Annotated in this window: 12 protein-coding genes; 2 read left to right on the plus strand and 10 right to left on the minus strand. The window is 44.3% G+C overall.

What is annotated here, in order from left to right; all coding sequences use genetic code 11:
• Positions 1 to 140 precede the first annotated feature (140 nt).
• Positions 141 to 722: a hypothetical protein gene (locus tag ACXAD8_RS02985; RefSeq protein ID WP_475224729.1), complete on the plus strand. Its 582-nt coding sequence runs from the start codon at positions 141 to 143 to the stop codon at positions 720 to 722.
• 17 nt (positions 723 to 739) lie between these two features.
• On the opposite strand, the gene ACXAD8_RS02990 is transcribed toward ACXAD8_RS02985, so the two are convergent.
• Positions 740 to 1015, minus strand: a complete 276-nt coding sequence (locus ACXAD8_RS02990; protein ID WP_475224731.1) for a 7(1) septoil knot domain-containing protein — start codon at positions 1013 to 1015, stop codon at positions 740 to 742.
• Between the two features lie 349 nt (positions 1016 to 1364).
• Here ACXAD8_RS02990 and ACXAD8_RS02995 point away from each other — a divergent pair, with 349 nt between their 5' ends.
• A complete protein-coding gene (locus ACXAD8_RS02995) occupies positions 1365 to 1742 on the plus strand; it encodes a hypothetical protein (RefSeq protein ID WP_475224734.1) in 378 nt (125 codons plus the stop codon).
• A gap of 1 nt (position 1743) precedes the next feature.
• On the opposite strand, the gene ACXAD8_RS03000 is transcribed toward ACXAD8_RS02995, so the two are convergent.
• Genes ACXAD8_RS03000 through ACXAD8_RS03040 form a run of 9 tightly spaced genes read right to left on the minus strand, consistent with a single transcriptional unit; the run spans position 1744 to position 11859 of the window.
• Positions 1744 to 2250 (minus strand): GNAT family N-acetyltransferase, encoded by a 507-nt coding sequence (locus ACXAD8_RS03000; RefSeq protein ID WP_475224736.1) that lies wholly within the window; start codon positions 2248 to 2250, stop codon positions 1744 to 1746.
• Positions 2247 to 3107, minus strand: coding sequence for an esterase/lipase family protein (locus ACXAD8_RS03005; RefSeq protein WP_475224739.1), 861 nt, complete (start codon positions 3105 to 3107; stop codon positions 2247 to 2249). The genes ACXAD8_RS03000 and ACXAD8_RS03005 overlap by 4 nt, the downstream gene beginning before the upstream one ends.
• 16 nt (positions 3108 to 3123) lie before the next feature.
• Positions 3124 to 4239 (minus strand): type VI secretion system protein TssA, encoded by a 1116-nt coding sequence (gene tssA, locus ACXAD8_RS03010; RefSeq protein ID WP_475224742.1) that lies wholly within the window; start codon positions 4237 to 4239, stop codon positions 3124 to 3126.
• Positions 4239 to 8213 (minus strand): type VI secretion system protein, encoded by a 3975-nt coding sequence (locus tag ACXAD8_RS03015; protein ID WP_475224745.1) that lies wholly within the window; start codon positions 8211 to 8213, stop codon positions 4239 to 4241. Before ACXAD8_RS03015 ends, tssA begins: the two co-directional genes overlap by 1 nt.
• Position 8214: 1 nt before the next feature.
• A complete protein-coding gene (locus ACXAD8_RS03020) occupies positions 8215 to 9003 on the minus strand; it encodes a DotU family type IV/VI secretion system protein (protein ID WP_475224747.1) in 789 nt (262 codons plus the stop codon).
• A gap of 11 nt (positions 9004 to 9014) precedes the next feature.
• Positions 9015 to 10403: a type VI secretion system baseplate subunit TssK gene (gene tssK, locus ACXAD8_RS03025; protein WP_475224750.1), complete on the minus strand. Its 1389-nt coding sequence runs from the start codon at positions 10401 to 10403 to the stop codon at positions 9015 to 9017.
• Entirely contained in the window at positions 10403 to 10900 is a 498-nt protein-coding gene (locus tag ACXAD8_RS03030) for a hypothetical protein (RefSeq protein WP_475224752.1), read from the minus strand. The genes tssK and ACXAD8_RS03030 overlap by 1 nt, the downstream gene beginning before the upstream one ends.
• Positions 10897 to 11298: a PAAR-like domain-containing protein gene (locus ACXAD8_RS03035; protein WP_475224755.1), complete on the minus strand. Its 402-nt coding sequence runs from the start codon at positions 11296 to 11298 to the stop codon at positions 10897 to 10899. The genes ACXAD8_RS03030 and ACXAD8_RS03035 overlap by 4 nt, the downstream gene beginning before the upstream one ends.
• A 3-nt stretch (positions 11299 to 11301) precedes the next feature.
• Positions 11302 to 11859: a DUF3540 domain-containing protein gene (locus ACXAD8_RS03040; protein ID WP_475224758.1), complete on the minus strand. Its 558-nt coding sequence runs from the start codon at positions 11857 to 11859 to the stop codon at positions 11302 to 11304.

Consider the following 11859-nt stretch of genomic DNA (forward strand, 5'->3'; position numbering starts at 1 on the left):
TAGGCCTTTTTTCCCATTTGTTTTGCGCTGAATATTGCAGTAATAAATCAATATTTGTACCAGGCCCGCATTTTATTTGCGCGCTGTTGCCGCACAGGGGTAAACTGCATCGAGTGTAAATAATCTTACCTGGTTGCGTCATGCTTAAGAAAATCATAATAGCAGCTTTGCTGATAGGCTTTGGATATACTTTGTCCGTGTTTTGGCCTATGGCTTCCACATGGCAAGAAGAAGTCAAAGCGCCATTTAAAGCTGATGGATTGATCGGAGGATCGGTCATAGGCGATTGGGTAGGTGTTGTTGATGAGCCTCAGACTGCAGAAGCAGAGCCGGCCGAAGAAGACACAACTCAATATGCTACTCAGCGTGATTTATTGGTGAGCCCAATGGATAGTGCGGTTTCTTACACTGTGTTACTGGGAGAGTACGCAACGGAGGATGCCGGAAAGGTACATTTGGAAAAAATTGGTATAACAGATGTTGTACCTGTTTTTATTCCCTATAAGACGCCATTGGGTAATAAAACCTTACTGTTATTATTGGGTGATTATAAAGATGAGCAGGCTGCTCAGATCCAGGAAAAAAACTGGGAGGCGCTTTACGATGTTAACCTTCAGGTTGTAAAGATGCCGGTGTTACCTGATCCAGAGGCCGAGGCTAAGCAAAAGCAAGCTGAAGAAACAGTTGAAGCCTTGTCAAAGATTTTAAATCCGGAAACCTGAAAGGGGACAAACAATTCCTAGATTTTACCTTTTAATCTGTGATTGTTTTTCCAGCCGGCATCCGCCGGATTTTTTACAAAACATACTTTTAAAGCTGAACGTCCACTTTTACCAAAATACACAGTGCTGGACGCTTCTGCGTCATTTTCGGTGATATACCAGCGTTCATCAGACCAGGCCATTCCTGGAGAGCTGACCAGAAATACGCAAAGATCCGCTTGCCCCTTTTCCTGGGTAATATTAGCAATGATGTCAGCTTCGCTGATATTGAATGTTTGTTGAACTTTAGCCATTTGTTACTCTCGGTTGTGCTGAACGCATTTTAGGTGTTTGAGATAAAAAATCTACGCTTGGGTAGAGGGAATTTACTAGCCGAAAATCTTAATAAGTGTTTGCAAAACAGGCTATTTATGCCTATGGTGAAACCTGAGCGGCAAGTAATTGCACTAAATTGAGTTATTTGTATTTTGCTTAAGCGATTGCGGATAGAACGCATACTTATTGAAGTTTGTGACTCCTAATTTCGGGATCGAGCTTAAATAATCGTAAAGCTTTTAAACTGAAAGTTGCCAAACATTAAGTGATATGAGATTCGGTGAACAAAGACTTGGAAGAAACCCAGTTAGATTGATTGGTGTTAACGTGCCATTTCAACCTGCACTGCAGTTTGGTCGTGAATACGCGGCTAACGACGATCCTCGTATGCGTGCAAATCAGTCTTGGGGTGGTTCAGGAATGGAAGGCCGAAATGCTTCTGGTAACAGTATTAAAGAACCGCTGCCAACCCGCCAGCAAACCGCGCTGGCCCATCAGTTAACGGCAGAAATGCAAAGTATGTTACGCGGTGGTATGCGACCCTTGCAAAATCGTGGGCGAGGCGCGCAGGTTAAGCCATCAGAGCTGCATTCAGTGCATTTAGGTGAAGCAATAGGGCATAGCGAAAAACGTGCTTCTACTGTGGCTGTAGCGGCAAATCCAAATGGTCCCTCCGGACTGCGTAGAGTGGTTGGCGAAGTTTAAATTAATCCTGGATTGTCGGTTGTATATCTTTATACATGTGAAACCAGGTTTCCCCATCAATGTAACCTGACAATTCTGTCAGCAAGTTGAAACCATTTTTAAGATAAAACTCGTAGGTGTGTAACGTACTCGTTTCTAAAACCAGCGCCTTTGCCCCCATTTGCAGAGCGAGATGCTCAGCCAGATGCAGGATACGCTTGCCCAAACCAATTCCACGCAGTGATTCTTGCACAAAAAACGAATAGATAGAGACGGCATTCCAACGGCGCTGCAATATTAAACCGCCCACCAGTTCATTTTGTTCGGCAAAAACATTGATATAGCCTTCGTATTCAATGGCGTAGTAACCTAAGAGGTTAGACTCGTGTTGTGCGATAAGGGCTTCTAGTGGGTGACTGCGAGGTTTTAGCGCTTTAAAGCCGATGTCGATAAGCAGTTGCCTGTCCGGCGCGTCAAAGACTTCCTGATATTCACCAAAATATTGATCTGGGTTTTCAGGCTCGTTCATTTTTTATGAAAAACGACGTTTGAGGCTCTGTTATCCAGTTTGCCATGAAACTTTGCTGTACTGTTGTTCGCACGAGCAGTATTGGTTTTTATTCTTTCGCTGGCCTTCGCATCCTGACCTAACAAGTGATTGGTTAACTTACCTATCTTGGCATCATGCATGTCAGAATGGGCCTGAACACTGGGTAACCAGGCTCCGGTTTCAACCCGGACATTGTTCTGCGGGGTGATACTGTTTTTTTGACTAAATTTATTACCTACGGATACCATGTTACCCATGATATGCTCATTGGCTCTTGCTGTGGTTACCTGTATCGCATCTTTATTGTCGTAGATATTGTGTATCTGGCCTCGCACCTTGTCGGCGGCATTGGCTGACCAGGAGGTGTTTTGACCACCACTAGACATTTGAGGTGTTCCTAACATTACGGCGTTGCGAATGCTGGGTGTACTATTAGCTCCCAGGGCTTTGCCCAGGACATTGCCACCATGACTGTGGGCAATAGCGTTTACATCACTACTACCGGAACGATTAATGGTAGGGCGATTGACGTCTTTCAAAAAAGCATTGAGCTGTTTTCCAGCTTCAACACGAGAAGCTTCGGTTTGGCCGCCACTCCATTGAAAGTTGGTACTGGCCGTATTGCGCCCTCGGGTGTTCTCTTTGTCAAAAGCTGAACCGGTTTTGGTCCAGGCTTCACCGCGGGCAAAGGTGCCATGAATATTAATATCAACACCGCGTCGTCCCTGAGACTGACCACGCAGATTTATCAGGTTGTTAACATTCTCACGCGCCAACTGTTGATTGGTTGTCAAATTTGCCTTTCGGGCGGCGACGATATCTTTAGCTGACGGCATGTTTAATTAATCCCGGTTAACGTCTTTGCGCTTGTTTGGGATCCAGTTCTAATCCCATAACCTCAAAGATATTGAGTTGTCCCTGATATTGGATAAACAGTTCCTGGTACAACTCTGCAGTATTCATTTGTCCCCATTCAATGGCTTTGTAAACTAAGTAGGGTACCGGGCTGTGAGGATCGTCGTGAGATAGATATTCAGCCGCTTCTGCTAATTTTGCGTAGGCTTCCTGTCGATTTCTGATGGGCCCGCGACCTGTACCGGCGTCCATCATATCTGGATTCATGCCATTATCTTGCTCTTCATCCTCGTCAGATGCCTGAGCGGCTTCTAAACCACGGTGTTTAACATGGCTGTATAAAGTATCGTGAATTTCTTCTAATAAAGTCGTTAAACCAGACAGGGAAGGTGCGTGACGGCCACATAAATCATCAAGTGAAGCGGAAAATTGCTCCAGTGCCAATATGCCCAGTTTTAAATCGGTAAACACCTCTTTATAAAATTCAATAGGGGTGGCAACGATAGAGCTGACGATTGTTTGGGTTTGCAGTAAATCATTTTGTAATTTTTTGCGGGTTTCCGGTGGCAGTTGTTCGTGTTGTGCGGCTAATTCCCAGTCAGACCAACTGTAATAAGCGTCACCACGGGTTGCTGTGATTGATAATTGCTTAACTGTCGGTAGTAGCTTTTGATTCAGCCAGACGATCAAATTAGTGCGATATTCCAGATCATCATCTTCGATTTCAGGGTATAGCGTGTCCCAAAATGTTTCACACAATTGCTGTATAAAATAGATAATAGGACCGATAGCCGAAAAGCCCCACTTGTTAATCTGTGCTTCCAGCAACCAGATAGCAATTTGCAGGTCTTTACTTTTCGTTTCCAGCGTGTCCAAAGCCAAACGCGTTACTTCATCCCAATCTGCTGCTTTTAAATCATGCTCCCATTGACCCATAGGAACAGAGGCATCGTCAGCGGTTCGGGCAGATTTAAGTGATGAATAAATACTGTGGTGTTTCAGATATTCGCCTGACGGGTTGCCACCCGCGATAGGCTGTAATAAGGCATCCACAGGCAAGCCGCACAGTTGTCCAAACCGTTCCTGTAAGATGTTGTTGTGATCAGTACTCATCAGTGACTTCCTTTTAACACTTGGGGAGCGAATTCCGGGAATTTTTCAGGAATGCTCAGTGCAATTTTCTGCTTCGATTCAGGATCGATGCCGTAAACAGTAAATCGTGCAAATGCCCGCATAACATTGGGTTGTGGTGCCGGGTGTTGGCCAGTCTTAGCGGAGACACTGGCTTCAAATTTTAACAATCTGGACTCGGCCACTAATGATTCACTGTCAATCTCATTTGCCTTGTAGGTATTCAGGAAGCTCAATAATCCCCAAATATCATCAATTCGGTAATTCAGTTCGCCTTTGCCACTATTTCGACCGTCAACCGCGAAGCCCCGATAAGGCGATTGTGTAGCCCAATTGAGCGACATCATTACCGGGTCATTAGGGGTCCAAAAGACCATTGTGGGTGCGCCTGGGAATTGGCTTTGATAGCCACCAGATGAGAATGTCCAGGAAGACAGGTGCTCGGTAAACTGCGCATACTCATCCATTACGTTAAACTCGACTTCAATTTCGATGCCTGATGAGTCTTTACCAGAAGCCAACAGAATATTCTCGAATAGCAGGGCTGTGGCATCTAATTCCTTGATAAAGTCTTGTGCCGCCTTATAGGATTTGTCTTTCCAGGCTAATACGGCCATGCGCTGCACCAGACCATCTGCCAATGGAGCGTATTGCTCTAAAAACTCCCGCATCACTTTAGGTGAGACATTGCGAGCCTTTGCTCTGGTAGTAAATGGCGCTTTATCGGCTAACAAATCGGTAAACAACACAGAAATTTGCGCGTATTCCTTTTTAATCTGATCGGCTTTAAAGCTGTTACAGTGCTGAATCGCGCGGTTGATGATATTTTTGTGATCCAGTGAAAAGGCATCACTGCCTTCCGGTTTAACCATCTCTGCGGTTGTTGCAAAGCAATTGGATTGATCAACCATTGCTAACTGGTTGCTCATAAACTGATTCAATTGCTCCAGACTGTTGGAGGGATCTTTGTTTTGCTGTTTGTTTAACTCTATTAAGGTGTTTTGCCACTTACCAAACAGCTCATAATTCACGTATTTGCCTTTTGTATTAAGCAGGAACACCACTAAAGGCTCTGCATACTCAAAAGCGATGTTGTTGGCCCGTTCCGCTTGTGCAGATAAGTAATCTTGTAATTGTCCATCACCGTTGATGCCGAACAGCACAGCATTGTATTGGTGGGCGCTCCACTTGGGCTTTTTAAGTGGTGTAAAAATGCGGTTGTCGCGATACAACTTATCCACACGCTCCAAAAGCTTAAAGGCGTGATCCTGACTGAGCTTTAATAACCAGGCGTGACTTTCTTCAAATTCCAGTTTTTGATATGCCAGTAACAACGCCAGAATTGAATCCATAGACTTTCTGAAGTTGCCTACGGCAGCGGAGAGGTAAGCTTCTTGCTGGCTGACAGGGCGCAACGATTCAGGTCTGAACTCTGCTACTTCTTCTACCTGTGCCTGCAATACGTGGCGATTCATAGCAAACTGCAGTTGTTTTAGTGCAATCCCTTGAGCGAAATATTTTTGGTTGTCTTTTACTTTTTTATTGGGTAGCCAGACACTTTGATATTCTGCATTAGCAAACTGTACATACTCTTCGTAAAGTTCAAGCGCCCGGTTGAGCTGTTCGGTAGACCAGAAAAAGTCCTCACCTGATTCGACATAATCGTTTGCGGCCACCACATCCATATAGCTCAGGGCATTGGTTTTTTCTACTGATGCAAACAGGTCTTCTGCACCCTGATTGAGTGCCATTGGGTAATCGGTTTTTGCATATATCTTCATATACAAACTTTGATTGTCGTTTTGCATCACCTGAGACACGGCGCTTTGGCAGTTTTCCAAAAATTGACCAGCCGCGCTTCTGTCTTGCCCGAAATTGTCACTGAGTGACAGCAAGGAATCATGCACCAACATACATTCGTTGGGGGAGGTGTGTGATGTAAGCCAGAAGTTTTTAAGATGCGTCAGCCACTGATTGTAGTTATTCAGGCTTTGGGCAAATTCCGGTATTTTGTTGTACCAACTAATTACAGTGGGCAGGCTTTGCAATTGTGCACTTAACTCAAAGAAATCTCTCGGTGCCGCAACTTCTTTGGCTATTACAGCTATTTCCTGGTGTGCCATAGCCATAATGCTGTTCCATTGCTCCGGGGTTTCCAGAGGTTTGATATCGCAAAAGGTATTGAAGCCGATATCGTTGTTGTTGCTGGAAATTGCTCTGATGTATAGGGAGGAATGCTCGTAAAAGCTATCGGGGAGTTTAGTTTCGTAAAGGTAGTCCACAATATCAGTGATCTTCCTTTCGGTATCCAGAGATGACTGATGATCATTGGAAATGAGGTCGCCCAGTTCATCATATCTGGCATAGCCAATTGAAAGCTCATTTAGCCAGTTGGAAAAATCTACAGAGGAACCCAGATTTTGGATGTTATTGAGTTTATCCTGAATTTTAGACTGCATTTTGCATTGAAAGGCGGGAAAAACCACTTCTCCAAACACATGGGAAGAGAAGTAATCCATAATGCGGTCATTAAAGGAGTTGTGCCAGGATAGCGGCATACTCAGATAATTAATTTCACTGGCATCCATAGAGCCAATGTGATCGAGCACTCGGTTTACATGGGTTAAACCGGTAACTTCTTCAATTTTAGGCTCGTTCTCTATTGCCCGCACCAGACCTGTGGTTTGCGCATTTAATGCCATGGTATCCATAACCAGCAAGGTGGTTAATGCACCAAAGGTAATAATGGAGGTATATTGGTAGGCCCTTAAACGACTGTTACTGGAGAGCAATTTATTCTGGGGAGGAAAGGCCAGGCGGTTTTCAGCAAATATTTTTTGCTCGAAGAGCTCCTGCAGGCAAATGAATTGTTTTTCCGTATCCCCGGAGTCAGCATTTCGCACCGTGTTTTGACCGGTAAAATATACACCGCGAAACATCAATGGCATTTGTAGGGCGGTACTGCCAAATAGCTCGTTACAGACCAGCGTTAAGGGCGACTCTATTGATTCAAGGCTGTTAGCTAATAGCAAGGCTTCCGTAGGCTTATTTTTATCCAGAGCCTTGTCATGACTAATAATCGACATTTGAGCACTACGGACCTGATAAGAAACCGTGGATATTGCTTCGGTTATCCAACTGCTTTGATAAGGCTGAGAATCATTGTAGGGATTTGCCCAGCCAAATTGTTGATTAATATAACGTTTAACCCGATCCTGCGACCAAAAAGCATCAAACCCCTGAAGTTGTTCGGCACCCGTAACCAGCAAGTATACTGGCAGAATAAATCCGACCTTTTGTTGGGTTTGCCACACAGATTGATAAATTTCAGAGGCCCAGTTTTCTAATTCCAGCTTATCCAGTTCGTGAAACTTGCTGATAGGTAAGGTGATGATGACCCCATCTAAAGGGCGCTCCGGACGAAACTGTTTTAACTCCGAAACAATCTGAGGTGTATTTTCGTGATGTACTACACAGCCCTGTTGAAAAAGGTACCAACTGTCGCTGTCATCTTTTTTTTGCAATAACCGCTGTTCTTTTTTGCCCAGCACAGATTCCAGTTCGCTCAGCATTTTTTGGTCAGGTTGGTTTTCACCACCGCTGATAAGCAAATAGGTAGGTAATTTATAGCGTTTTTCGTGACCACCACTGAGCAGCTGTACCGCGTTGACCAGACCACCAACCACGTTGACTTTCGGCTTGGCCACCTGACCTTCTTTGCGCTCTTCTACCGCATCGTCGGCTTTCTTTTTGAGGCGAAATAAATCGTCACGAGAAAAGCTAATGCGATTAAAGCCACGAGGTAAGAAAGGAATAACAATTTTAATTTGTTTACCACTGGCTAACACAATTAAAAATACGACAATAATTAACAGCACTAATAACCAGATGAGGTTGTAGTCCCCAAAGAACCCATCCAGCTTGCCAAACATGCGCTTTAATTCATTTAAATTCATGTTATTTAGTACTCATATTAATCACAGAGCTGAGTTCCTGACTGAGATCCATTGTCAGGACGCCCCAAATACCTGCGCCTAATGCCATATAAATGATAAAGGCGAATAGGGTAACTCTATGCCATTTTGATAATGGTGCGAGACGAGCTGCTTCGTCGTTATTTCGGTTGTGTAAATAGGGCTGATGAAAAAGGTGTTTATGCGACAAATCGACACTATTGAAGTCGGAGATTTCCACCAGCGAATTCATCAGATGTTCTAATCTGGCTGTGTTATTGATGAGTTTGCCGCGAAAGCCTTGCCAGAACACCGATAAGTAGATGTAAGCCAATTGTTTTAACTGCGGCGACAAGGTTTTACCGGTTGCATCGGACTCGATCAGTTCTTCCACTCTTTGCACTAATTTGTGACCAGCATTTCGGCTGGAGTAGAGCGTTTTTTCCAGCAACATACACAACCAATCTGTTTGGTGAGGCCAGGCCACCATGCGCAACAGCTGATCATCAATCAGGGCAACCAATGCGTATTGAGCCTGTACATAAATGATGTATTGGCCAGATGAGGCAATGGTTTTTATGCGTTGCTCCTGGTCTGAAAGAAATTCTGTCATTTCCCGATGCACATAGCGGGGAATGTCTTTTATTTCTTTTCCGCCGCGGTCCGAAAGGTTAGTGGCATCTTTGAAGTGAGACTCAACATCAACACGCAACTGATTCCAAAACGCAAGGCTTTCCTCGAAGGCCCTGAGTATCAGTTGATTTTGTTTAATTGATGTTGGAGACATGCTCATCTAAATTTCCATTAACCCGATTTTCTCGGAATGAACCAGTTGATCACTGTAGGCTGATGATCCGCTAAGGATTGATCAGAGCCACTGATCATCAATTTGTGTTTCGGCGCAATAAATTCGCGATCCACTTTAATTTCAATAAATATTTCTTCGTCACCAGCCAGTAACTTCAGGTTTTTAAATTCTTTAACGGGGGTGCGATCCGCCCCAAGGGTACGAGACAACAATAACAACTCCCAGTTGTTGTCCGTTGCAATCATGGCGTTTTCTATCCACTGCTTTAATTTGTCCGGGCTTGAGCCAGTTGCTTGTTTCAGTGATAAGTAGAAGATGCCATCTTCCGGTAACTGATCGATAGAAACCGAATATTCATGGTCCTCATTAAGCTCGAAAGGAATGCAGGTGAAATCCAGTCTGATGCTTTCTGTTATGTCCTTAATAAAACTAAACAGTGCTTTAAAGGTTCCATCGATATCATTGTGGCGATACTCGGAAAACGACGGAGGCAACAGGTCAGGGTGAATAATGGCCATGTTACCGGCCAGATTAACCAGTGCTAAATAGAGCTGTTGTGGATGCGTCATTTGGCTGTTAAGCAAGACTTCAACCCCAGGCAGACACGACGTCAGATAATGAATTCTTTGTTTCTGTACCGCACTGACAATGCTGTTTTGCCCCTGGGTGTCAGTAAAAAAGTTACGCAAACCCGTTGCTTTGGTTCTTAAGTCACCCAACAGCGCTTCTATGTCTTTACCAATTTTAACCTGGTAAGGGGCGTCTACTTTGGGGACGTATAGGACCGGTGGCGTATAGTTTAAGATCTGAAAACTACCGTCATAAGTTTTTTCCATTTTCAGAATAGGGAATGATCTGAAATTGGGGGATAATTGCGAATCCACCAGTAGCATCAGACGAGTTCTCAAACGCACCAGATCGATTTTGTTCTGGATATCGTTCTGGTCGATAACTTTGCCTTCGTTAACACTGTCGTAGCGTTTTAATTCACTGTCGACATCACTGGCACAACCATCGCTTAATGCCGGAATAGCAAGGTGCACAAAAAACGGTTTTTGAGGCTCGATTTCGGGAATTTCAGATAACTGAATTGACAGTTGCTTTTGACCTTCGGTTTCCATCGCTTGCTGCTGAGCAAGCGCGTGTTTGACCACAGTGCCATCAGGCATAACGGCATGTACTTTATTGACTATCAACTGGTCAAAGGTCACTGCGTCCTGGTCAATTTCCAGTTCGCAAACGCCCCAATAAAAAGGGTTGGTACGTTGCAACTGGTGGAACATGGCTTGTTCCAGATAGATATTGTTCTGTTGGAAGTGCTGAGGGGACAATAGCATGCCCTCAAACCACTGCACGGGATCCGGCATTATTGAGATGTTTTTCATTATTCTTGATCCTCTGGAGAGCCGCCAGGTGCCGCAGATACCATGGTCATTTGCACTTCGTCAAACACTAACCAGGGAGTAGCAACTTCTGTGAGGACTGCTTTGGCATTGGGATTATTTGGGTAGTAGGCGAATGCAAAAACGCCCTTTGCTAAGTCGCTTCTGTCGGAAAACTGGTTTAGTAACTCGCTGTAGCCTGGAACAATTTGTCTTTGAATGACATCCATATTAACGCCGTAGCTGGCCATATAGCCTTGTTTTTCCTTAAACCATTGCTCTGAAGATGTGCTGGTAAGTAGAGTGATCAGGTTTTCGTCATAAGCAAACACGATATCCACTGACACAGCATGCTTCATGGCTGTACCTGTGTTGACTTTGAGTCCAACGCTTTGCACTTCGTTGCCACTGTACCAGGGCATATACTCGTTAACCACCTGAACTGTTGAACAGGCGCTTAAAAGGGAGATTAGCAGAGATGCGAAAGCAAGCTTTTTCAAGTTAACACCATTACCTTCACCTGGCTTGGTGATAAATTTAACCCGGGAATATTGGACAGTAACCCGTTTTGGCCACTTAAGTCCAGCATTCGAGTACAGGGCATGCACTGGAAAAAGGTTTTAAAACTGCCAAGTAAGTTGCGCTTGGACCCGATAAATTGATTCGACACGACGCCACCCATAGGGGCTGATACTTCATTGCCACTACTTAGCGCTGTAGTGGTAGCTAAGTTATGCACTGGCATCGCGGTAATAAAATGGTTGTAGATAGTCGGAATCGCCAGTGTTGAAAAGGCAAAATTAGGCAGCGGGACAGGTACAGGCCCAACCGGTGTGATTATTTTACACACATCAGGAAATCCAAGGCTTAGAGCAAACATTTGAGTTTTACAAAACATGATTTACCCCATATTAATCCTGTCAGCATCCATCTTGATGTCTTTTTCCGCAGTGATAAGTTGTTGTGCAGCATGACTTTTTAACAATTTTTTTGCATGGAAATCAAGGTATTCTGACCTGTTTATTAGGTGTTTTGTGTGTTGCACCAGGGTACCTTGCACCAATTGGTAGAAAGAGCGTGCACATTCGCTCAATTTACCCAATGTTGCATTAAGGCTAATTTCCTTAATTGCATTCAGTTTTATGGAATCAGATGCATTTACGGTGAGTTGTTTGGTATTAACTTTAATCGCTGCGTTTTGAGGCAGTGATAGCTCTCTTTCTTGCGGGTTTTCGGCGCTTAAAACACTAATGATCCAGCCGTGATCTTGATTGTCTTTCCAATACAACACCAGGTCGCCAACACAAGGCGTGATCAGGCAACTCAGTGCGCGTTGTGTTTCAATATGACCATTGACTATGAAGTCTCCGGATTCTGAAACTGAACTTATTTTGCCCGCGAACATTGGACGCTCAAAAGTGCTTTCCAGCGTTATATCGTCTTTGATTTGTGTACCCAT

The organism is Planctobacterium sp. AWH2_060 (assembly GCF_056158425.1).